The organism is Bradyrhizobium sp. WSM1253, from assembly GCF_000244935.1.
Taxonomy (GTDB): Bacteria; Pseudomonadota; Alphaproteobacteria; order Rhizobiales; family Xanthobacteraceae; genus Bradyrhizobium; species Bradyrhizobium canariense.
The window spans coordinates 2,770,949-2,792,328 of the sequence record NZ_JH600073.1 but is presented as its reverse complement, the minus strand read 5'-3'; the positions used below and the strand labels follow the sequence as shown (position 1 = coordinate 2,792,328).

The 21,380-nt window shown below is 59.4% G+C and carries 19 protein-coding genes; 3 read left to right on the top strand and 16 right to left on the bottom strand.

Annotation, left to right across the window (positions count from 1 at the left end):
* Positions 1-129 precede the first annotated feature (129 nt).
* From BRA1253DRAFT_RS41500 to BRA1253DRAFT_RS14730, 4 genes are all read right to left on the bottom strand, one after another.
* A complete protein-coding gene (locus BRA1253DRAFT_RS41500) occupies positions 130-696 on the bottom strand; it encodes a transglutaminase-like cysteine peptidase (protein ID WP_007595489.1) in 567 nt (188 codons plus the stop codon).
* Positions 697-936: 240 nt separating this feature from the next.
* On the bottom strand, positions 937-1,407 hold the full coding sequence (locus BRA1253DRAFT_RS14745) for a nuclear transport factor 2 family protein (RefSeq protein WP_035995222.1): 471 nt from the start codon (positions 1,405-1,407) through the stop codon (positions 937-939).
* Between the two features lie 936 nt (positions 1,408-2,343).
* Positions 2,344-3,327 carry an ABC transporter substrate-binding protein gene (locus tag BRA1253DRAFT_RS14735; protein WP_007595485.1) on the bottom strand — a complete coding sequence of 328 codons (984 nt, stop codon included), beginning with the start codon at positions 3,325-3,327 and terminating at the stop codon, positions 2,344-2,346.
* Positions 3,328-3,611: 284 nt separating this feature from the next.
* Positions 3,612-4,037 carry a cupin domain-containing protein gene (locus BRA1253DRAFT_RS14730; protein ID WP_007595482.1) on the bottom strand — a complete coding sequence of 142 codons (426 nt, stop codon included), beginning with the start codon at positions 4,035-4,037 and terminating at the stop codon, positions 3,612-3,614.
* A 503-nt stretch (positions 4,038-4,540) separates the two neighbouring features.
* On the opposite strand from BRA1253DRAFT_RS14730, the gene BRA1253DRAFT_RS45245 reads away from it, so the two are divergent.
* A complete protein-coding gene (locus BRA1253DRAFT_RS45245) occupies positions 4,541-4,891 on the top strand; it encodes a hypothetical protein (RefSeq protein WP_007595479.1) in 351 nt (116 codons plus the stop codon).
* A 206-nt stretch (positions 4,892-5,097) separates the two neighbouring features.
* Here BRA1253DRAFT_RS45245 and BRA1253DRAFT_RS14720 read toward each other — a convergent pair whose 3' ends face one another.
* The 5 genes from BRA1253DRAFT_RS14720 to BRA1253DRAFT_RS14700 all read right to left on the bottom strand — a co-directional run bounded on the left by BRA1253DRAFT_RS14720 (position 5,098) and on the right by BRA1253DRAFT_RS14700 (position 9,031).
* On the bottom strand, positions 5,098-5,808 hold the full coding sequence (locus BRA1253DRAFT_RS14720) for a substrate-binding domain-containing protein (protein WP_035993384.1): 711 nt from the start codon (positions 5,806-5,808) through the stop codon (positions 5,098-5,100).
* A gap of 209 nt (positions 5,809-6,017) precedes the next feature.
* Positions 6,018-6,299, bottom strand: a complete 282-nt coding sequence (locus tag BRA1253DRAFT_RS14715) for a helix-turn-helix transcriptional regulator (RefSeq protein ID WP_051058428.1) — start codon at positions 6,297-6,299, stop codon at positions 6,018-6,020.
* A gap of 179 nt (positions 6,300-6,478) precedes the next feature.
* Positions 6,479-7,048, bottom strand: coding sequence for a hypothetical protein (locus tag BRA1253DRAFT_RS14710; protein WP_007595464.1), 570 nt, complete (start codon positions 7,046-7,048; stop codon positions 6,479-6,481).
* On the bottom strand, positions 7,045-8,187 hold the full coding sequence (locus tag BRA1253DRAFT_RS14705) for an ERF family protein (RefSeq protein ID WP_007595461.1): 1,143 nt from the start codon (positions 8,185-8,187) through the stop codon (positions 7,045-7,047). Before BRA1253DRAFT_RS14705 ends, BRA1253DRAFT_RS14710 begins: the two co-directional genes overlap by 4 nt.
* Positions 8,171-9,031 (bottom strand): YqaJ viral recombinase family protein, encoded by an 861-nt coding sequence (locus tag BRA1253DRAFT_RS14700; protein ID WP_007595459.1) that lies wholly within the window; start codon positions 9,029-9,031, stop codon positions 8,171-8,173. The genes BRA1253DRAFT_RS14705 and BRA1253DRAFT_RS14700 overlap by 17 nt, the downstream gene beginning before the upstream one ends.
* A gap of 246 nt (positions 9,032-9,277) precedes the next feature.
* On the opposite strand from BRA1253DRAFT_RS14700, the gene BRA1253DRAFT_RS14695 reads away from it, so the two are divergent.
* Positions 9,278-9,673, top strand: coding sequence for a hypothetical protein (locus BRA1253DRAFT_RS14695; protein ID WP_007595457.1), 396 nt, complete (start codon positions 9,278-9,280; stop codon positions 9,671-9,673).
* Positions 9,674-9,731: 58 nt separating this feature from the next.
* On the opposite strand, the gene terL is transcribed toward BRA1253DRAFT_RS14695, so the two are convergent.
* From terL to BRA1253DRAFT_RS14660, 6 genes are all read right to left on the bottom strand, one after another.
* On the bottom strand, positions 9,732-11,171 hold the full coding sequence (gene terL / locus BRA1253DRAFT_RS14690; protein WP_007595455.1) for a phage terminase large subunit: 1,440 nt from the start codon (positions 11,169-11,171) through the stop codon (positions 9,732-9,734).
* Positions 11,168-11,584: a DUF5681 domain-containing protein gene (locus tag BRA1253DRAFT_RS14685; RefSeq protein WP_007595453.1), complete on the bottom strand. Its 417-nt coding sequence runs from the start codon at positions 11,582-11,584 to the stop codon at positions 11,168-11,170. The genes terL and BRA1253DRAFT_RS14685 overlap by 4 nt, the downstream gene beginning before the upstream one ends.
* Positions 11,577-12,923, bottom strand: a complete 1,347-nt coding sequence (locus tag BRA1253DRAFT_RS14680) for a DNA modification methylase (RefSeq protein ID WP_007595452.1) — start codon at positions 12,921-12,923, stop codon at positions 11,577-11,579. The genes BRA1253DRAFT_RS14685 and BRA1253DRAFT_RS14680 overlap by 8 nt, the downstream gene beginning before the upstream one ends.
* A gap of 59 nt (positions 12,924-12,982) precedes the next feature.
* Positions 12,983-13,978, bottom strand: a complete 996-nt coding sequence (locus tag BRA1253DRAFT_RS14675; protein WP_157158591.1) for a hypothetical protein — start codon at positions 13,976-13,978, stop codon at positions 12,983-12,985.
* 4,813 nt (positions 13,979-18,791) lie between these two features.
* On the bottom strand, positions 18,792-19,376 hold the full coding sequence (locus BRA1253DRAFT_RS44465; protein WP_198288251.1) for a hypothetical protein: 585 nt from the start codon (positions 19,374-19,376) through the stop codon (positions 18,792-18,794).
* A 297-nt stretch (positions 19,377-19,673) separates the two neighbouring features.
* Positions 19,674-19,865 (bottom strand): hypothetical protein, encoded by a 192-nt coding sequence (locus BRA1253DRAFT_RS14660; protein ID WP_007595440.1) that lies wholly within the window; start codon positions 19,863-19,865, stop codon positions 19,674-19,676.
* Between the two features lie 528 nt (positions 19,866-20,393).
* On the opposite strand from BRA1253DRAFT_RS14660, the gene BRA1253DRAFT_RS14650 reads away from it, so the two are divergent.
* The gene (locus BRA1253DRAFT_RS14650; RefSeq protein WP_007595438.1) at positions 20,394-20,642 is read left to right on the top strand and encodes a PilZ domain-containing protein; all 249 of its coding nucleotides are present in this window, start codon (positions 20,394-20,396) and stop codon (positions 20,640-20,642) included.
* A 450-nt stretch (positions 20,643-21,092) separates the two neighbouring features.
* On the opposite strand, the gene BRA1253DRAFT_RS44460 is transcribed toward BRA1253DRAFT_RS14650, so the two are convergent.
* A complete protein-coding gene (locus BRA1253DRAFT_RS44460) occupies positions 21,093-21,362 on the bottom strand; it encodes a hypothetical protein (RefSeq protein ID WP_007595436.1) in 270 nt (89 codons plus the stop codon).
* Positions 21,363-21,380: the final 18 nt, after the last annotated feature.

Genomic DNA, 21,380 nt, shown 5'->3' with positions numbered 1-21,380 from the left:
GCTGATTGGGCGCTATTATTAACGAGCCAGCCGTATCAACTTCGGAGGGCCGGCTAAGGGCCTAATACCCCAAGCTCTCGGGATGACTGAATTCCCGAACGTGGCAGAATTCGAACCGCAGGCGAGCAGCTAAGATCTCGCAAGACCGCGCATCCAGAGTTGAGGGTTCAGACCCGATTGCGTGCGCAGGAAGACGTATTGATCCGAGGCTTCGTTGAGCTGGACGACCGCCCCGCTCAGATTGTCGAGAACGAAACTGACTCTTCCTTCTCGTACGAGCAAAATGAGGTGATGCTCTCCTGTGTTGCGAATAACAACTTCTGCCAAAAGGAGAGACGAGGTTGGCCAGCCCGCTTGGAGCAGCAAATGGCGTTTTGTAACGGCATAATCGCCACAGTTTCCATCATAGGGAAAGATCTGCCATTCATAGTCATTCCGGCTTACCAACAGACTCTCGGGCGCGATGCTAGAATTGACAATTGAATTGATTTGATTGAGCTCGCGCCAGCGCTGCCCTCGGAAGCGGAAGCCTGTTATCCGACGGTCCTGCTGTTCCTGGCAATCTTCAGGGTACTTTGTACAGAACAGCGTGAACGAAAGCGGAGGGACGACCTCCTGTGTGTCGAAATTGGAGTAGGCGGGCCGGCTGCTAACACAACACGCCAGCACCAGCATGCGTGCAGCATGTCGGATCATCGCATCGGCCTCATGATGGGCTGGACGATCCTTGTATATTGCGACGCAATAATGAAAACGCGATATCAAATGTGAGGCAGTCGATGCCTCAATCTGCGCCGTTATGGGCCACTTGCAGATATCGCGCGAGCGGTGTGGGTTTCGAGGCAACGTATTTCGCTTTCGGAGCGACGTGCAGCAAGATCAAACGCCCACCCTCAAAGAGGATGGGCGCGTGGTGACTTACGACAGGATGACGTCCTACTTCTTCTCGGCGCTGGCTTCCTTAGCTGGAGGCGGCTTCATGCCGACGGTCAACTGGCGGATTTTTAAAGCGCCGCCTTCACGTATGTCGATGCCGCCCCAGAACACTGTGACCTGGGTGGCGTCGCCGCTCTTAGGGTCCTTACCGAAGATGTCGGTCTCGCCGTTGGCAACGACCAGATCGTTGTTGATGACCGACATGTTGCCGACTCTGATCTCTATATGATCGGTGCCGTTCTTGAAGTTGTTTTCGTATACGGTCTTAAGATCGGAAAACACACCGCCCGGGTTGATCTGGACCCCGTCCTTTGTATAGAGCGCAGCGACACAGCCCGCGTCTTTCTTGGCGACGCAGTCGGTGTAGGCGACGGCTAATTTTTCGGCCTCCTGCTTGACCTCATCGGCGAGTGCCGGTGCAGAGATGAAAGCGGAAGAACACAATGCCAAGAGCAATGAACGTCGCTTCATAACAACTTCCCCTCTGGTTGTGATGCACAATTGCATCGCGACGTCCTCCTGACGTAGGACGTCGCGTTGCATTTGTTCCGAGGGGCATTCTTTCGTTAGGCTGTAATACTACCGGCTTGCGAGTATATGCCACTTTGCACGGCTTGGCGCGCGCCAACTTTGATCATCGACGACGGAGGCGGCATTCCTTCGAGAATGCGGCGAATGCGGTCGGGAAAGACAGGCAAGTTGACGCATTTGACAGATGAAAGTGTCTTGCTCGACGCCACGATGGCCTACTTGTTCATCATGGTTAGGACGAACGACAAGCTCGCTACGGCCCAAGGCGCCTAAATTGCCGTTCAACGGCGAGGGCCGGCCTCAGGCAGGAAGCCCACCCGTAAATTTCCCAAGTGTCGGTAATAACGCTCGCTGGTTAACTGGTGCGGATCGAGCGCCGCATCATGAAAACACCGAAGCCAAAGCAATGGGCCGAGCAGGAGGTCCGACGGTTGGTCAGGCTGGCCCGGCAGGGAGTTGGCACATCGAGGATAGCCGCCGATCTCGGTCGCCACGCCGGATCGGTGAGGCGCATGGCGCGAACGTTGGGACTGCTGTTGAAGAAGTAGTCCCCGAGCGATCTTGAGCGCAGCGCGGCTAACCTACAGCCCAAAGCCTCGGCCAATCTACCGCGCAAGCTTGAGCACGGCGTCGGTATTGCGGCCATAGAAGAACGCTCGATCAAGCTGCGAAAAGATGCCCATTCCAAATAGCGCGATGGCAATGCCTCTAAACATGGTTGTGGACCGGCTTGAACGATGGAGCGAAAGTTCAAAACGGCCCCAGGTACTCATTAAGAGGCTGGCTGCCTGATGTGCGGTTTACCGCCAACATCGGCCGAAGAGCGGATGGGCTCCGAGGTCGCCGATGGGCCCACGAGCGGACGTAGCTTGCCCGCTATTCAATCACCTCGTCGGCGCGCGCGAGAAGATGGGGCGGGATGGTAAGGCCGATTATCTTTGCAGTTCTCAGATTGATCGCCAACTCGAACCTAGTAGGCTGCTCGACGGGTAGATCGGCGGGTGCAGCGCCGTTCAGAATTTTTCCTGCATAAACGCCAAGCTGGTAGGAAACATCGGTGATGCGCGGTGAATAACTCATAAGTCCCCCATATTTTACGAAAAGAGACCACTCGTAGATCGCAGGAATCCGACCTTGCTCGGACAGCGCGGCAAGTCTTTCTCGCCGCGCGATGTAGAATGCGTCTGGGCTAACGAGAAGTGCAACATGCTGCTGGTCTGTGATCTCCTTGAAGGCAGCAGCAATTTGCTCGTCTGTGCTGGCCTTCAGAATGTGAATCGCCCGCGCGAGCGACTTAGCGGCAGCCTCAGCGTCTGAGGCGACCACATTTGCGTTAGGGTTTGTCGGATTGATCAGCACGGCGATCGAACCGCCTCCCGGCGTCAACTCGGCCAAGAGCTCAAGTCGCTTGGCCGTAAGCTGTGGAGTGTACATGCTCACACCGGTGGCGTTGCCTCCGGGCCTGTTCAAACTGGAAACGACGCCAAGGGATACAGGGTCCATGGCAATTGCAAACACGATGGGGATTGTCTTTGTTGCGGAAGTTGTCGCCAAGACTCCATTGGTGCCAGTGGCGGCGACAATTACCTGAACACGGCCTTGGACGAGGTTAGCTATCAGCTCCGGAAACCGATCATACTTTCCCTCGGCGAAGCGGTACTCGATTGCGACGTTCTGATTCTCAACAAAACCCTTGGCGCGCAGCCCGCCGCGAAAAGCGACGAGCAGTTCCTTGCTTTTCTCGGCGGAATCGAAGCCAAGGTAGCCTACTATCGGAAGCGGGCTCTTCTGGGCGTATACCGCACACGGCGACATCGCTACTGCAATCATGAAAAGCGCAATGAGCTCCCGTCGCCTCATTTGGGCCTCGAAGATAGTGAGCCGGTTAAATGTTATCAGGTGTTAGTTGTGGCAGCCGGTGCACATCGTCGCACCCAATGCAAATGCTGCATCGCAAATGCGGTGCAGGACCGATCGGCTTTGGGTCATTCGCCTCAATTTGCCAGCGTGTTCTCGAGGTCCGCTCTGGCCCCGACGGCCGACGTGCGGGACACGATGGCGATCTTCGCCTTCGGGCCAACAAGCGACATTCACAAATAGCACGCGGTTCGCGAGCAGAGCGCGAATGCAGCCGGCCTACTTAATTAAGATGGCGCAGGTATCAGGCCGTGACATTTCATGATCTCGCCCATCCGGGCAGGATCAGGAGGCGCAGGGCCGCCGATGGCTATGGCCATTTCTCGGAAGAATTCCGGCCCGAGAACGCCTGGCGTGAGAACGCAAAGCATTTTCGCAATCGCCTGCGTCTCGTTGACGAACCCGTGGACAACACCGCGCGGGATGAAGAGATCGTCTCGGGGCTTGATCTCGATGCGCTTGCCGGCGACCGTCCAGGTGATGACGCCCTCAAGACCATAGATCGTTTCTTCCCAGTCACGGTGATGGTGCGGGACCGGCATACGGGAGTTGGGCGGGATCACCACCTCAAACATATCAAGCGCCCCGCTGGTATCATACTTGGTGCGCAGAAACCGCAATTGCATTTCGCCAACCTTGATAAGTTCAGCCATTGTCGTGCCTTCCGTGACGCCATAGAAAAGATCGCGGGACGGCTCAGCCCATCCGCACCGAAGTATCAGCAGAAAGCCTATGGTCGGACCTTGGGCATGTCTATTGGGCAATGATGTCTGGCATGGGTCAAAATGCGAAGAACTCAACGCGAGCAAATCTGGTCCGCCATGCCTCACTGAGCGGACCTCAACCGGTGCGCTGCTACTTCGCCGATGGCCCAGCAGCGGTCAATTGGCCGAGTCGACCCAAGCCGTCCTGACAGGCTGGGCCAAAGAAGCGGCTGCACTGGCCTTTAGTTGAACTGTTGTCGTTTTTGAACCTTCGCTCGAATTGCCGGACTCACGTCAGTAGACGATGGGGATGAACTGTCCCATCACAGCGTCGAGCGATTTTGGCTACCGTCACTCATCAGCGGCAGTTGCAACGGACTTAGTTTCGGGGTTGCCAGCCTAAGCCGCACCAAGCCAGCGGATCGGCCGGTGAATATCGCGGAGGCAAAGAGATGTTTCCAGCGAAACTTGCGGCATCGTTGCTTGGCTCAGCGTTGCTGCTGACACCCGTACTGGCACGTGACGATGGCCGATACGACCACTCTCCGCTGAAGCCATGGTTCGAAAGCCTGCAGAGCGAATTTGGGAAGTGCTGTACCGATGCCGACGGATACATAGTGTCCGATGCGGATTGGGAGTCCACTCGTGGGCGTTACCGCGTCCTCATTGACGACGAATGGGTGATCGTACCTGACGGCGCGGTTATCACACAACCAAACCGTTTCGGCCGCACAATGGTCTGGAGGCACTACATAGACGGCCATCCGCGCGTCCGATGCTTCATGCCTGGCAGTATGACTTAATGCCCTTTAAAAGGTAGTCCGCTTCGGTCAAAGGCTGCCCTCTCCAGCCAGCATGGCCTTGGTCGGATCAGTTGCCCGAAGCGGACATCCCCGCGCTCCGGGCTGGGGTCAGCCACGGGCCATCAGCCGACATGCACCAGCGGGTTAAGCAATCCGCTGTAGCAGCGTCGATTGAACGTCGTTGCCCCACGAAGCAGCTGATTGTTTCACCCCGGCGTCATACCTTTGCTCTTGATCACCGATATGGCGTCCGGCGTTTTCAGGTAGTCGACGAGCGCCTTCGCGGCTGCGGCTTCCTTCGTGCCCGCACCGAGCGCGGCCGTGAATACGACATCCTGCTGCAAGTCAGCAGGGAACGGGCCAACCACATCGAGGCCCGGCACCGTCAAGACGTTCATCAGGAACAGCGCGAGTTCAGCCTCGCCCTTGGCGACCACAGCGACGACCTGTGCCGGCGTCGGCTGCGCTTTCATCTTGGCTTTCATCTGCTCGGTGATGCCGAGGCGCTCGAATACCTTCGCTATTGAATAGCCGGTTGCGCTTTCCGGAATTGAGGCGACCGATTCCGCATTGAGCAAGGCAGCTTTTAACGCGTCGGACGTGGAGATGTTGGGCTTCGGCGCACCGGCGCGAACCGCGACACCGAGGCCGACACGAGCTATGTCCAGCGTCGGCCCGGCTGCGAAATGTGATCGCGCGCCAGCGTCCCTCATCACCTCAACCGGCACGACACCGACATCAAACGGCTTGCCGGAGGTAGCTTCCTTGATCAGGTTCGGAGTGGTGCCGAAGAAGATATCAAGCTTGTGGCCCGAGGTTTGTTCGAACTTCGGCTTGAGACCCGCCCACACTGCTGTCATGGCGCCGCCGGCCAGAACCCTCAACTCAGCTGAGGTCGCAGCCGATGACAGCATCATCACGGCCAAGATGCCCCCTGCCGCGAAAGAAAACGTCCTCATGTGACTCCCACAAGTCAATATGAACTGAGCGTTGATCGCACGTCGACGCTACGCCATTCTAGGTTAAACGCCTAATGTCTCAGATGGGTCACAAGCAGTCCCCAACCGCATTCACACGGCGGGTCGGCTAAGGGCCCAGAAGCTGACCAACGCTGGCGATGCCTGTCTCACGCGAATACTTTGCGGCGGTGGCGAATGCTGGACGGGGAGCGTCCAGAGAGCTCCCGAAAGGCGGCGTTGAACCGGCGCACGCTGCCAAAGCCGGCCCGGTAGGCGATCTGGGCCAATCGATCATTTGTCTCGTCAATTAGGCGCTTCGCCCGCTGTACACGCCTGGTCTTTGCTACCTGCTGCAGGCTGGCCCCGACATACCGCTCGAACAGACGCGCGAGGTGGCGCGAGCTTACCCCGAGCCGATCGGCGAGTGCAGCAACCGAACCGTCGTCCAACGCGCCACCATCGATCAATTTCGAGGCGCGCGCGACTGTCGAGCGCGTGTGGTCCTGACTGCCGTGTAGAAACGGCCGTCACCGCGCGGATTCATGCCCGTAGCTGCGACGCCACCCACACACCGATCGAGCGGGCACGACGTTTTGGCGTCAAAGGGATCGGCCGAAACCGAGCGGCGTCACCGGCGCAGCGGTCCACTGAGGAAACGCTGATTCCTAATCTCGCGAAGGAGCAGCATGCGCTTGGTTTGTGCTGCGTTGAGCAGCCCCTCGAACAAGACCAGGACCTCGCGGGCCTGCACGTAGACTTCGGTGGTGATGGCGCGTTGGTCGAAGCCATAGGTCCTCAGCCGCGCCTCTATCTCGGACGCAGCGACGGGATCACACCGCCAGCTCAGGGCATTTTGTAGCGTGTAGGTCTCGGCCTCCGCTTCGAACTCGGGATCAATTCCGACCATGTCGATGCGCCGCAGCGCCGCCTCAACCGCCTTTTGGCGATAGGTCTCGAGTAATTTATGCCGCAACATGCGGTAGCGCTGGATATCCCAGGACAGTTCGGCGACGTCAATGGCGAGGAGCCATTCGATGGCGGAGCGCGGCGCGAGGTCGGTAAAAATCGCCTGCTGGAGCGCCTGGTAGTGTTCGAGCTGTTCGCCCGGCAGCAGCAGTGGCGGGGACGCCAAGGACTCAAACTCGACCGGCAGCGTCGTGACGGTGAGCTCGCGCGCGGTTTGGAACAGACCGTTCATCCGGCGGCCTCCGAATCCAGGTTTGCCGCAAGCGACGCGGCGCCGACGGCGACGTTGGCGGGATCGTGGACGGGGCTTGCCGCCCACAACTCCTGCGCCACCGGCAGCGGCGCGATCTGCAGGTTCGCCCACCACGCCCGTTCATTGCCGTGCTGATGCAGCTCCTGGTGATGCGCGCGGCACAGGGGGACAGTGAACTCATCGCTGACCTTGCGGCCGAGCGCCCGGGCTTGAGCGAATTTCAGATGATGGGCATCGCACGGGGTTTGCCGGCACACCAGGCAGGGCTGCCCCCTAACAAACAACAGGTGCGTCTTGCTGCGTTTGCGGGACGGCTCCTTGGGATAGGCGAGCCCGGCCTCGGGTAGCGCTGGCTGCAGCGCGGCCTCGGCGTCAGCAGCAGGCGCTGCTGGCAGGCTTGGCGTGCCATTCAGGTCGGCCGTCTGCTCGGCCTGAGCACGGCCAGCGTCCTCAAGCTTGGCCTGATAAGCTGCCTCGACGTGCCGGGCATCCGGCTCCTGCAGGCTGTTCTTGAGCGGGAGGCTCGCCATGGCCCAGCTGAGCAGATCGGTGCTGGCGGGCAGCGCTTCGAGCTGGCGCAATAGCTGCTCGCGGAGTGCGGCGGACTCGCCCGGCCGCAGCACCGGGGCACGGTTGAGAGCGCCCTTGCCGGGCGAGGCCTTGGGGTTAGGTGGTGCGGGGGGACCAGCGGCCGCATCCGGGGCGTCCAGATCATCCTCGCCGGCAATCCCGACCAGCGCGAACAGGGCGTAGCGTCGGGCGTAGGTGAGCGCCGCGCCCATGCGGTGCGGCGCCTCAATGTCCCGTGAGGCGCAGACCGGCCACTCCGAGGAGATCCACTCGCCGGAGGAATGGGCAAGCAGGGTGGTGAGATGGATGTGGCCGGTGACCTGTTCGACCCGGGTGCTCTGGATGGCGGCGATCTCCTGCTGGCTCAAGGTCTTGCGCACGATGTCGAGGCCGCTCGCCAGCGAGGCGTAACGAAAGCTGCGGTCGTCATCGCGCAGGAACGGCGAGCGGATCTGAGCGGTCAGGGTCTTTTCCGGGTTGGTCAGTTCGGCCTGGGCGCGGGCCAGCGCCGCCGCGATCGCCCCGATATGCTCACTGGCCTGGTGCATGGACGCGCTCCATCTCAACCGGATCAAAGCTGATCGCGCCGGCTTTGGAGCGTTTGGCGCGAAGTCCGTGGCCAAACGCTTCCTTGGCATCCTCGGGCAGCAGCTTCTTGAGCTCGGTCTTGGCCAGTTCGTGCTCGCCATGGGCATCGCGGGTGCGCAGATAGGTCGCCGCGCATGCGGCCCACAGATTGGACGCGCTCATGTCGACGACCTTGACGGCGGCGAGCCGCGGCCGTGGCGCCTCGATCCCAAACAGCAGCGGCGGCTCGCCGCTCTGCACGCAGCGCCAGAACTTCTTTTCCGCCGTCAGCAGCAGGTGTTGGTAGAGCGGATCGGCATGCACGGTGATCTCGACCCATTTGCCGCCGCCGGTGATGATCGAGAGCACGGCCGCGCGCGCCGCGACCACCCACATGTTGTGCTGCAGCTGAGCCATGTGCTTCTCGGCCGCTGCCTCTTCAGTAAAGGCCCAGGGCAACATGAACTTGGCCTCGAACACCGCGCCGGTTTCTGCGACGATGCCATCGAGGGTGGCCGCCATCCAGCTGTGGACGGGATGGCGAATCCGCTTCTGAATATCCGTAATAGTCACGCCCGACGCGCGCTGGTACCAGCTGCGGTTGAGGTCTTCGGTCACGCTGCCGAGCTGGACGATGAGGTTGTGCGCAAAATCTTGCGGCGCGATCTCGCCGCGCTTTTCGCGCCACAGCCGCGTGAGATCGTCCTGATCATTGCCCATGATGATGCGGGCATCCGAGCCGCCGACAAAGGCGCGCCGGTCAATAGGGTCGAACTTGACGATGCGATGTGGCGTCTCCGCGCCATCGGTTGCAATCAGGGTCACCGGTCTCTCCTTGGTTTGGCAAACGCGGCTTGCCGCCGCACCACCAAAACCCCCGCCACTGCGAGGGGAGAGACCGGGGCCAAGGGCCTGCCGGCCGGTTTAATGATTAACGCTCCTTTTGCGCGGGAATGCCAGTCCTTTCTGCAGCAATTTTGCTGATCTTTGGGCTGGAAAATCCTTGAGAAGTCAGGATGTTAGGGCCACCTTTCCAGGTGCCGCAACTAGCCCCCGGCCGAGGAGCTCGACATGTCGTCAATTCGACAAATCGAAGCCAATCGCGCCAATGCCAAGCGCAGCACGGGCCCGACAACGGCGGGCGGCAAGGCAAGGTCCAGCCGCAACGCGTTGCGCCATGGGCTCGCCAGGAGTTGCAAGCCGGACGAGCCGGAGGTCGCAACGCTGATGATTGCAGTTAGCGCGGGCCTCGGCTGTGACACTGGATCGGACACGGTAGCCGCCCTTGCGAATGCCAAGTGCGACCTATGGCGGGTGCGACGGGTCCGCCAGGCGCTGTTGGCCCATCTCTTAGATGGTCCGATCGACGCCATTGCACGACGGCTGAACGGCCTGGAACGCTACGAGCGTAGCGCGCTGGCCGCGCAGAAGCGCGCGCTTCACTCGCTCAAGGCACCGCGGGTGTAGAATTGCGATTGGCTTCGTTCTGGAGAAACTCTCGATCTTGTAGCTGCCCGGCGACCGGTCATGGAAAACCATAGCCATAACCCTCCCGGCCGACCGAAATGATGTTGAGTTCGATGTCATCGAACATCGGGTGATTGCCCGCCCATTTCAAGAATTGCGAGGTGCTGTCGACCTGGTCGTCATGCTTGCCGTGGGGAAACGCCAGCAGCTCCAACAGATAGTCGTCCAGCCAGGGCGCCTCTGCCGGCAGATGCACTTGTCCGGCCTCGATCCGGAAGGATTGTGCCGCCATACGGTCGGCCTTGCTGCCTTCGGGTTTGATGCCAATCGGGCGCGGCATGCCGGTTGGCGTATTGCGTTGCAGGTCCTGCAACATCGCAATGCCGGGCCCGGCGTCCTCCACCAAAACCGCGTCTGCGTGATATCGTATCGCCAGCGCGACCACGGCGCGCCGCAGGTCGGGATATTGATGCCGGCCGCGGTAGAGATCGACAAGGTAGTAGTCATTCTTGATCATGCGCCAGGTGGTGCAGACCGAGTAATCGTTGGCCTTTCCGGTCATCATGGCGGTGTCCCAGCTCTGCACGACATAGTCGGATGTCCCCGCCGGCGGCAACTGATCGAACCAGCGAAACCAGGCGCGCTTGATCAAATTGCCCTCGAGTGGCACCGGCCGTTGCTGGTATTGCGCCGAGAATTGCAGGCTGCCGATTTCGGCCTTGATCCGCTCCAGCACCGGCTTGCTTTCGCGCCGCGGGTGCAAGAGGTCGCCTGTGCGACGGCGGAAGAGGCGATCGTGACCGATGGCGATGTCGCTATCTTCGATGGCAATGGCCGGCAGATCGAGGTGATGCCAGCCGCCCGCTTGCAGCAGATGACCGGCGAGATCATCTTCGTGCAGGCGCTGCATCACCACGACGATGCGGCCGTCCTCCTTGTCGTTCAATCGCGAGACCAAGGTGCCGCCAAACCAATCGGTGACGCGGTTGCGCGCGGACTCCGACATCGCCTCCTCCGCCTTGAGCGGATCGTCGATGATGATGAGGTCCGCGCCTCGACCGGTTAGCGTGCCCCCGACCGTGGTTGCGTAGCGGCTGCCGCCCGCCGTGGTCACGAGTTCAGTGCCGGTATCCTTGGCCGGGCGCATGGCCGGAAACAGCTCCTGATACCAGCCCGACTCGATCACCATTCTGAACTGGCGGTGCAGCTCGGCGGACAGCTCGCTGGCGTAGCTGACCACGATAATGCGGCGGCTGGGGTCGTGGCCCAGCCACCAGGCGACGAACGCGACCGAAACCGACAGCGATTTGAGCGACCGCGGCGGCTGGTTGATGAGCAGCCGAGGGCAATCGCCGCCGTAAACGCGCATGAGCTGATGGGCAATGGCATCGATATGCCAGTTCGCCAGGTAGTCGCTGCCGGGAAAGACGGTCGCGAAGGCCCGATGGATGAAATACCGCACATCCGTTCGCAGCAATGCCGCCAACACCGGCATCATGTGGCGTCCTCCTCGTCGCGTTGGCTTGCAGTCGTCGCATCGGCGTCGGCCAAGACGTCTCGGCGATATGCCTCGAGGATGGCCTGATCTTCGGGCGGCAGGCTGGTCGCGGTCTCTTCCGCGGAGCCGACACTCATCGCCATCGCGAGGGAGAGGAATCTGTCGAGCGCCCTGACGTCGCCTTTGAGCGCCTTTTCCCGCAAGCGAAGCAATGCCGCCTTTTGCGTGGTGACGCGTCGTGATCTGCCGCCGTCGTTGACCGCGACCGGGGCCAATAGGACGGTTTTCAGGTCGGTGGTAAAATTCAGGCTGCCTTTCGGCCGACCACGCGGGTTGCCGGATTGCCCCGGCTCGAACCTGGTGTGCTGGGGCGGTTTGCCATAGCCAGAGCCCTTATCCGATTTTTTAGCCACTGGCGCGCTCCAGCTTCGCCGGGCTGGTTTGGCCGAACGGCACGCCGGTCTCGGCGTGCACTGCCGCCTTGCCGGTCAGATGCTGCCAGCGGCGGATCGTGACATCGACGTAGCTGGGGTCGATTTCGATCAGCCGTGCCCGGCGCCGGGTCCGTTCGGCGGCGATCAGTGTCGTGCCGGCGCCGCCGAACGGATCGAGCACGATGTCGTGCTCGTTGGTGCAATCGCGGATTGCATCGGCCACAAGCGCGACTGGCTTGACGGTCGGGTGCAGCGAGAGCTTGCCCTTGGCCGAATTTGTCCAGGTGTTTTGGCTGGGATAGCTCCACACGTTCGAGCGATTTCGACCGTTCCGGCCCAACTGCACGTTATTGACGTGTGGCGCGCGCCCCTTCTTGAACACGAAGACGAGTTCATGCGCCGACCGATACAGCGATCCCATGCCGGCGTTTGTCTTGGCCCAAACGCACACGTTCTTCATTTCCGTGTATATGGGAGTGGCGGCAGCCAGCAGCGGTCCGATCCCGCGCCAATCCATGCAAAGGAAATGAATGGCGCCATCCCTGGTGAAGCTGGCGAGCAGGGCAAAGCTCGTCGCTAAGAACGCCTCGAATTCAGTCGTCGACATCTCGCCGGATGCCATCGCAAACTCGGCATGGGTGATTCTCCCCTTGCCAGATACGTGGCCATCGATTCTCTGGTTGTACGGCGCATCCGCGAACGCCATGTCTGCCAACTCATCGTCCAGGAGCCGACGGTAACTTTCGTCATTTCTTGCATCGGCGCAGAGTATGCGATGCTCATCGCCGAGTGCCCAGAGATCGCCGGGCTTGGTGATTGGTGGCTCGGCATCGGGTGCGGGCAAGTCGTCCTCCCAATCTTCTGAATCGGACGCCGCGACGTCGAGTTCTCCCATCGAAAATCCGGTTAGTTGCAGGTCGATCTGTGGGTCGATGGTCAGGAGCTCACTCAATTCGAGACGCAGAGCCTCGACGTCCCAACTGGCCTCTTCAGTTACGCGGTTGAGCATAAGCCTCAGCATTCGCAGCTGAGCCTCGCTGTGATCGGTAATGGTGACGGCGAGGACATGATCCAGACCGATCTGCGCGGCCGCTGCAACGACCGCCCATCCCGCTATCACCCGTAGCATCGCGTCAACGAGAATGGGAAAAACTTGACCGTACTCCCCCAAGCTTGTCGCCAGCGTATCGATTTGTCGCTTGGGGTGACGACGGGTTTGGTTGCCGGGCGGCTGCTTGAGGTCGCCGATCCGAACGTGAACGGCTTTCAAATCGTGGCGAAGTGCATCGCCATTGGTTGGTCGGGTGTAGTTCTCCAAGAGAGCCTCCGTGTGCGATATGCCTATCGGCATATTGGCGGGAGGCGCGCAGAATGCACTTAGAAGGACGTGGCCCTGATCCCCGATTTGCGATCGCGGGTGCGATTTCGCCGCTTGATGGCAGCGGCCATCAGGCTGCAGACAGTTTGTTCGGTGATGTGAAGACAGCTCTGCAGGAATTGCAAGACGAAATGTCCGGCGGGCGTATTGACCTCGCCCTTATACTCCAAACCCCGGTAGGGATTGTGGGCGAAGGTGCCGCCGTAGCGCTCGACCAGCTCGCCGAGCGAAATTACGACGTGCAGCAGCATGGGCCGCGGGAGCGGGCCACCGGACTTTTTGCCGGTTTCGAGCGCTGTACGGGTCGCAAGCTCGAGTCGTTGCGCGATCCGCACGGTATCAGCGAACTGTCGCACCTCGTAGTCCCACGTGTTGGGCAGGTACCGAAAGATCCTGCTCTGTGAAGGCTCGTTCAGCATCGTAAGATCTTCGGCGAGACGATCGGCTGCATCGGCAACCATGAGGAGCTCAGCGTTGCCGGCCCGCCTGGCGCTGCGCACAAGCGCTCGTAGTCGATTTGGAAAAGAGTAGGCCACGCTCAGGCGACCTGCGGGTTCGGTCGGCGGATTCCCAGCGAGCCAATCGAATTCAACGTGCTGCGCGCAGGTGAGAAACTGGCGGACGGAGCGAGCGATATCATCCAGCGCCGCGTTAATTTGGGCTCGGCTTGGTTGCTTAGCTCGCCACCGCCTGTCATCCTTCAGGATGAGTTCGCGAAGCCAATCGAGCTCCTTGCGAATATCCGCCTCATGGCCGTCGTGGAAACGGCCAGGGAATATCCGCATCAAAGTGCCAAATAAGTCGTCGCTGTGCAGAAAACCGTCGGAGGCGCTGCCCGGCCCGTGCATTTGTCTCTCTCGCGCCATGCGCTTTACTGAGCCGACATGCCGGCGAAGAGCTGCGGCAATCTCCGCCGCGCCGTACCGCCGGCGGATCATCGCCGAAAGCTTCTTGCGTTCGAGGTCGCTCCATTCCTTCGGCTTCGAGATTTTCATCGCGTGATCTTCGGGCCGGCCCGAGACGGGCGACATTGGGAAATTTACGGGTGCCATCCTGAGTTGTGCCCGAAGACCGAGGAGAAAGTGGGATGCAAGCGTTGCGGACGCTTGCGGGGCTTCGTGTATGCATATTCGCGCACGACCGGTCCCATGCGAGCCAAGCCAAACGTTGCGGGCCTTCGCGGCCGCGGCGGTCGCAGCGAACCTACACGGGGTGGCGCATTTCTGGACCGCTCCCAGCTCCAGGTTTTTGCCGTCGACGGCAAACAACAGGCTCAGGGACAAGTTCGACCGACTCGCGGGCGGCGCTACACCGACGCGTGCAGTCGGCCCGCCATGAAGATGAGCGTGAACGGATCGAGATGGCGACCAGCACACCTGCGATTTGATTGCATCGGCGAAGCCCAAGTGCAGCGGGTTAGTCTTCACACCCTTTCAGGAGGGGCGGCGGCGAGTTTAATCGCCAGGACCTACGACCAACCCGCCCCTAGCGCGAACACACGTCCGTAATGCGGAAGCGCTGCAATCGACCCGTAGACCGCCAGGCGTGCGAACCAGCCAGCGCGTGGGCTCGGCGACAGCGCTGATCATCGAAGGCTCAAAGCTCTCCTGCACATCGGGGATGTTGTATGTTCTTACCTGCCAGTGCTTCTGCCGACCGCACCGGCGGTCCCGGTGCTTCGATACCAACCCCTCCAACCCCATGCGGCAGGCCGCCCGATATAGGTCAGGCCCGAGCCCGCCGCTCGACTAGCGCGCCCGAGCAGAGAGATCGCTCGCCGCGCCGATTAAATATTAATTGATAAAATGGAATTAAACAAATTAAATAATGGACGATATTTAAATTTGGATTAAGATGCGAATGCTTGGCGCCGGACGCACGCGTCAAGGACCTCCTTGGAAGCGGCCCCATCATCTTGCCCCTGCTCACGCCGTCCAAAGGATGTAGGGGCCGCTTCTTTGGCAAATTGGGAGGGGAATCATGCAGTTCCTGTCATTGGGTGATTTGTTTTTCATCTCCGCGGCAACGGGTACGCTCCTATTGGTCGAGGTCGGAGTTTTGATCATTGTGGGCGTGATCTGAGCCGGACGCCTTCCGGTCAATGCTCCCATCGTCGCGGGCGTGCGCCTGGTGCGTGCCTCGAGTGGGCGGACAACCATCGACGTCATGCCTGCGGTCGCGAATGATAACGCAGGCACCTGGCCTCTACTACCGTTTCCGGATCGCTGGTACGCCACCTGTTGATCTGTGATGCGGCTCGGTCCTGCGGTGCTTAGCACGTCGCAGGCACGAGCGTTTTTCCAAATTCGGTCATTGCGCGGCTGCCGCTTGCTGTCGTTGGTGGTGAAGGCCTGTGCCTGACGTGTATGCCACCAAGGCTAAGTTGTATGCTTGCCAAAGCGTATGCCGGTCGAGATCCGGGAAACACTTCAACACGAGTGGTTCAACGTCAGCGGCTTGATATGCATCTAGGCATTGAAGAATGACGCAGCTGACGTCGGCGATGCTGTGGTGTTGCATTTTCATTGCTCCCGGTTATGGACATCAGCTGGTTCGGGGCCGCGGTCTCTTGGTCTGTTGCCAGGACGACAGGTGCAGCCACAAGCTGAAGCGACCGCCAGCAGACATTGATCGATGGCCCGATCACCGTAGGCGGGGCGCCTCGCTCGCGCGCAGGGTTTGCGGCAAGCGCGACGCCCTTGTCAGAGGCGGTCGCGACCCGACGATGATGCGCGGACATTGAGCTCTGATGAACCGCCCGGTCCATTAGTTTGGTGGAGTTGTTGGAGTCGCCTGTCGAGTTCTTGTTTTTTGGCAACGATCCTCGCGGCGAGAATCTGATCGACATCCGTGTAGAGAGCCCACAACTCATCGAGGGACATCTGCTCAAATTGCGGTTGGTAATCACGAATGTCCACAGTCCGGCCCCCGGCTGGGGCGGGTAGCAGCGAAGTCAGTCTTGAAAGCCCGGACCCTTACGCTGATCAGATGATCGCGTTGCTGGCCGGGCCGACCGCGCTGCCCTCATAAACCGCCTTCCCAGCTCTAGTTTCGCGTGTCGCACCGACGATTCTGCGCTCGGCCTTGGCTACTCGGTCTCTAAGGGTCTCAAGTTCGGATACTTGAGACGCGAGTGCCTCACAATGTTGGTGCAGAGCGAAATGACAACCATCCAGTCGCGCACGAGCGTCCATTGCACGCCCCTCTATGGTACTGCCCCAGAAGACGTGGCCCGCAATTGGGACCACCGCGAGACTAGTCAAATTGACCCATCAGGTCTGTTCGCTTTCGCACATTCGCTGTATGCTTTCCCTCCGCGGATCGCCACGCGTCGAGTTGCTGCGAGGGGCAAGCAAGATATTGCTGCTGGCCTGCCGCTCGGGCCTCACGGTTTTCGAATTCGCAAAATGGACGACTTCCAGGCGACTGCCGCCGCAGACAAGGCCGGGCCTTGGATCTCGCGATCGCACAAAACACCGCCAGCCCGTCTACGGCCCCGGCACCGCCGCGATCTGCGCGCGTTAGCTTGGATCAGCCGGATGTAGTATCCCGCGCCAAGGAAAATCGGCAGATCGCGCGTTTCGGCCGATGACGACGATATCTCTGCTTGGCCTTGGCTACCTAATCTCGAAAGGTCCCGGGGTTCGACAGCTGGAAGCGAGCGCCGCGAAACGCTGGCGCGGGGAAGCGGAGGAGCGTGGATCTCAACACGGGGCTGTCTCCAGCGCGGGATATCGGCTCGCGCGGCTCTTTGCCATCGGGCGGTTGATCGTTTCGCAGGAGGTTAGTTTCAGGGCATCTGCTGAGCATTGCGAATACCGGCCGATCTGCGCGGCTTTCATGCGGTGGTTCTCCCTCTTTCTGGTAGCAGTACTTCGATTGCGTAAGGCGCGAGCCGGATGTCGGTCTCGCTCTCCGGCTGGTGATCCACGGGGTTTCTTCTCTCTTGAGAGAGCAAACTTGGCCGCTAGGCGTCTGAACAATGAACGCTTTGCGACTTGCATAGCTGCGCGAAGGCAGCCTTCGCCTCGTTAGTGCAAAAACAACATGCATTCCTTTGTCTTGCTTCTCGACTCACCAGTCTGCCTCTTTGCCGAGCGATGCGGGAAGACTCAGCCCTCAGCCGCTCTATTTCGAGCCGGAGCAGCGCTTAGGATTAGACAAGTGCGCGATTTTGGTCTTCTGCACGAAAATCCAATTAAATGGCAAGTGACGTCCGGCGATTCAGGAGCGCATCGCGTCGATAGCGTGGGCGATTAAAATGCCCACGCTCAAAATAACTAGAAAAATGAGCAACCAGGTACTCACGTCCACCTCCTGTCTTGGAAGTGAACCTTCCTGTTTATGCACAGTCAAAGGCATCACGTAGGGAACCGCAATTTCAGCGGCCGCTGAGGATTCATTGCCACACGGCGGGCTATCGTCGGAACGCCAGGAAAAGGAGTGTGCCGACGATGGCGGTCGCGAGAAGTGGAAACCAAATGTCCGGCACTTCAGGGACTCCGACTCACTGCGTCGGATTAAATGCGAGCTGCGCTCTTAATTCTTCTGGTTTTCACTATTCTCCACAGCTCAAACAGAAGGCCGCAACTCGCAACGAACATTTGCGGTATTATGTTCGTGGTTTGGCATCGTCAGTATTCGGAGCTTTTCGATCTCGCGTGTTCGTATAGCTAGCCGGCCTCACGTGCAGATCCATTTCTGGTCAGCAGTTTCAGGTTTAACGCATCTCGGTAGCATCAAGCGTAACGAGTGACATTCGTTGCCAACTTGCCGAGACGGAATATCGTCGCGTCGATCGGGCATTTTTGTTCCCGAACCACCAGTTAGCGGGAGTTGCCTGAAAACGGGTTCGATTTCCATGATTCGATGTTCGTCTTATGGAAATTCGAACTATCGTGCACCAGCCGCGCAGTTCTCCTATCCCAGCGCGCGAGCGATATCGTCGGGTCGATTTCCTGCGGCGGCCAGAGCGATCAGCCGCTGATGATCTTCCGGCGTCCACCTTCTCACCAGTGGGTAGCGTGACTGTTCCATCGCGCCAGCGGCCCCCAGCCTGTTGCACGCCTATGCCTGCCTATATAGTTCGCAGATTCGCGCCCAACAAGCGAGGTGGGCTGCTGGTCGGCGATCGGCCAGAATGAAAGTGCTGCTGCTGGTCGCGGAGCGAGGCGCGCCGGTGATGTTCGCCCGGCTAGGGTCATGTGCCTGTGAGGGGAAAGCGCCCTGGAGCGCAGGGGGGCTTCAGGAGCGCCCCAGGGCCGCCCACTCCATGCCGGCGACGGCGTAAGGCCGGCATGATCGCCTACGGCGTTGCCCAAGGCACCGCCTATCGAAATGCCACTGCCTTAATCGTCATGATGGTGGTGATGGTGGTGATGCTCATGCGAGCTGCCCCCGCCAGACCGCGCAATGGCGTTAGACGTCAGCGATGTTGATAGCAGGAGCGTCATCGCTGGAGGCGTCACGACGGCAAACCTACCGCAGGTCTTTAAGAACTCGCGGCGATCCTCGTCTTCTGTGGCGCTTGGCATGCTGAGCTCCGGTTGGTGGCGTGCGGATATTAAGCCGAACGAAATTTAAAGCAATTAAATAAATTAAGTTACTTTTATTATTTAAAGGCCGCGAGCCGGCCTCAGGTCAGGTGGGTGTGTCCGCTACCGGACAGACCGGCCGTTGGTTGTATGTTGCCGCCCGACGTCAAGAACTCGCGATTGAATACAAGGCCCTTGCTAAATCATCCGCTATTTCCACCGAACGAGCAATTTTGTTGAAGAGCGTCGCAAGGACCCTCACCGGATTAGCTAATCAATTGGACCGGCTTGCCTCTCTGACGAGAGACGAAGGCGTCACGTACGAGCCGCCGATGATCGCCCCGGGGCCGAGCCGGAAGACGGCCAACGTCTTTAGGATGTCCGCGTCGGCGACGATGCAGCCGAAAGCCACGCCTTCGAGCGCGCCAAGAAGATCGTCAGGAGCGATGGTGCACATTGGGAGACGCAAGACCTCAGACAAGAATTCGCAAGACAGCTCGGCAAAGCAGCAGATGGGGAGTGTCCACGTTGCGCTCAACATGGAACAGCCCGGGCAGTGCATCCGAAATTCAATACTCCTATTGTTCGCCCTACGCTCAGTTCCAGAATTAACTTGCAACACGAACATCAAGCTTAATTCCAGACCGTGATTGCTGCCGCGCGCTAGAGGACTAGGTTTGCGCACAGGGACATTGTCCTTGTCCGCTCCACCCCAGCGAAGTCGCCGCACCATTATATTCGGTGCAGCGACTTCGACGCTGGACAGTCGCGCGAGCTTCACTTGAGAGAGCAGCCGGACCACGAAACGCTTGATCTCATCGAGATGCGTCGCCGACTTACGGCGCTCCGGTCGAAACACTCGGACAATCTTTTAATTACTTCGCTGTTGAACCGCTTTTTCGTGAAAGTCGCATTTCTGCTGAAGCCAACAGACCTGGCGCACGAGCAATATCTCAAATCCGAATTCGAACGAACGTTGACAAAGGTCAAAGAGATTGCTGCACGGACGAAATCTGACTGAAGGCCGCACCAACGCGTGGCTCTGGACCCGATTGGCCGGGTATCCGCCACTGTTCTATCGGATCAGCCAGTAGCGGTTGTCGGCTTTGGGCACCGGTGTCTGAACAATAATCTCCGCATTCGTCTTCGTCCTCCCTTAAAAAATCGGGTGCTGCTGCTCCCGGGGCTTGTCGGCAATCTCTCGCACAGCCAAGCTCAGCTCCAGCTCTCTGAGCTGCTCAATCAGAAGTTCTACGATCTGGTCGTAGTCAGACGCCTTCAGCGAATGCACGCCTCGCAAGGCCAGTTGGTTCTGGAGGATCATCGCCATCATGGCTTTAACGCTCATGGGCCCTCTCGTCGGGAAACAAGATCGTCATAAAAACAATCAGAAGTAGACGTCAAAGCTTTCGGATGCGCAACGTCCGTAAGAGTACGGACAACGTAAGGCGGCAAATCCCTTTGGCGCCGCACAAACGGGAGAATGTGTCGCGTGTGCGCCTTCAGACTAATCCGTCGGCAAAGGAGGCGCCGGGCTGCTGGGACTCCACCGCATCAAGTGTAACGTTTTCGCAGGTAAGGCCAGGTAGGATGGAGCTTTACTCGCCGGCAGGCCAGCCATGAGATTGCTAATGACTTCGGATTGCAATGATGAACTAGCGGCTATCGCTCGAGCAATCGCAACCAAGCAGCTTTATATCGAAAGTCAAACCATCTTGATCCAGGTGCTCGAGCGTGACGGACACGACATGCTTGAGCAAAGAAAAGCTCTCGGTAAGGAACGATCAGACCTAGCAACACAGATCGCGCGACAATTTAGGCTGCTAGAGACAAGGTGCACATCGGGCGCAGATGATCTCGTTGCGGCTATAATGAAATGATAGAACGTCGAAAGCTGGAGCGCATCGATGTGGACGAGGTCGCCTACATTTCAGGCGACGGCGCCAGCTTACGCTGCCGCGTGGTCAACATGTCGGAAGAAGGGGCATCAGTTGAGCTTCCGTCGAAGCGGCACGTGGCCTCCACATTCAAACTAATGCTCGAGACAGATCGCATCATCCGAAGTTGCCGCCTAGTCTGGTCGAGTGGAAATCTTATCGGGGTCTCGTTCGAGGATGATCTTTAGGCGGAGAAGAGTCAGTTAGCTCTGCCCTACAATGGAATTCGCGGTTGTTTCGCTGGCATGGATGGGCGATGTCAAACAATAGACCGGAAAATCCGTTCGTGGTCCCCCGAGGAAGAAGCGCAACTTCTTGCGCTATTCGACAGTGGCATGACTGCACGCGGGATCGGCCAGTGGCTAGGCCGCACTCGCCTTGCGGTTTACAGTCGATTGCAACGCTTCCATAAGCAGCAGGGTCGAGTAAGCCGCACTAGCGGACGTGTCTTCGCGCGGCGGGCCGGTTAGTCATCCAAATGCCGCATGGATGTGATGTAGAGGCAACCGCCAACCAATTTGTCGAGCCCTCTGCGGGAGGCGAATACACGATCTGAAATAGCGCGGCATCTGCAAACAAAAAGGTCGCGCCCACCGGGCGCGATCTTTCTCGAAGTTCGCCAGAATTCGATCAGGAATTCATTGCTTCTCTTTGATAACGGTCGTGCTGCTGGTGCTGCTACCAACGGTGCCTTCGTCGCAGACTTTGGTCTGCTTGATGCGGTCTTCAGCTTCGACGCGGCTCTTAAAGGCCATCGGACCGATCTGCGTCACGACTTCCTTGTCCGCCGGGCGCGTGGTGGTAATCGTACAGTTGTGGCTAGGTCCTTGCACGACGTAGAACTCGTCAGCAAGTGCTGGAGCAGCCCATCCGACGATGAGCGCGCCAGCAAGAAGGGATGCTTTCATTGTCACCTCTCTGTTTAA

Coding starts and splice junctions, on each gene's coding strand:
- BRA1253DRAFT_RS14710 (WP_007595464.1), bottom strand. CDS start 7,048: ATGAACGGTCTGTTCCAAACCGCGCGCGAGCTCACCGTCACGACGCTG.
- BRA1253DRAFT_RS14705 (WP_007595461.1), bottom strand. CDS start 8,187: ATGCACCAGGCCAGTGAGCATATCGGGGCGATCGCGGCGGCGCTGGCC.
- BRA1253DRAFT_RS14735 (WP_007595485.1), bottom strand. CDS start 3,327: ATGAGGCGACGGGAGCTCATTGCGCTTTTCATGATTGCAGTAGCGATG.
- BRA1253DRAFT_RS14675 (WP_157158591.1), bottom strand. CDS start 13,978: ATGAAAATCTCGAAGCCGAAGGAATGGAGCGACCTCGAACGCAAGAAG.
- BRA1253DRAFT_RS14720 (WP_035993384.1), bottom strand. CDS start 5,808: ATGATGCTGTCATCGGCTGCGACCTCAGCTGAGTTGAGGGTTCTGGCC.
- BRA1253DRAFT_RS45245 (WP_007595479.1), top strand. CDS start 4,541: ATGTTTCCAGCGAAACTTGCGGCATCGTTGCTTGGCTCAGCGTTGCTG.
- BRA1253DRAFT_RS14745 (WP_035995222.1), bottom strand. CDS start 1,407: ATGAAGCGACGTTCATTGCTCTTGGCATTGTGTTCTTCCGCTTTCATC.
- BRA1253DRAFT_RS41500 (WP_007595489.1), bottom strand. CDS start 696: ATGATCCGACATGCTGCACGCATGCTGGTGCTGGCGTGTTGTGTTAGC.
- BRA1253DRAFT_RS14650 (WP_007595438.1), top strand. CDS start 20,394: ATGATAGAACGTCGAAAGCTGGAGCGCATCGATGTGGACGAGGTCGCC.
- BRA1253DRAFT_RS14730 (WP_007595482.1), bottom strand. CDS start 4,037: ATGGCTGAACTTATCAAGGTTGGCGAAATGCAATTGCGGTTTCTGCGC.
- BRA1253DRAFT_RS14695 (WP_007595457.1), top strand. CDS start 9,278: ATGTCGTCAATTCGACAAATCGAAGCCAATCGCGCCAATGCCAAGCGC.
- BRA1253DRAFT_RS44460 (WP_007595436.1), bottom strand. CDS start 21,362: ATGAAAGCATCCCTTCTTGCTGGCGCGCTCATCGTCGGATGGGCTGCT.
- BRA1253DRAFT_RS14660 (WP_007595440.1), bottom strand. CDS start 19,865: ATGAGCGTTAAAGCCATGATGGCGATGATCCTCCAGAACCAACTGGCC.
- terL (WP_007595455.1), bottom strand. CDS start 11,171: ATGATGCCGGTGTTGGCGGCATTGCTGCGAACGGATGTGCGGTATTTC.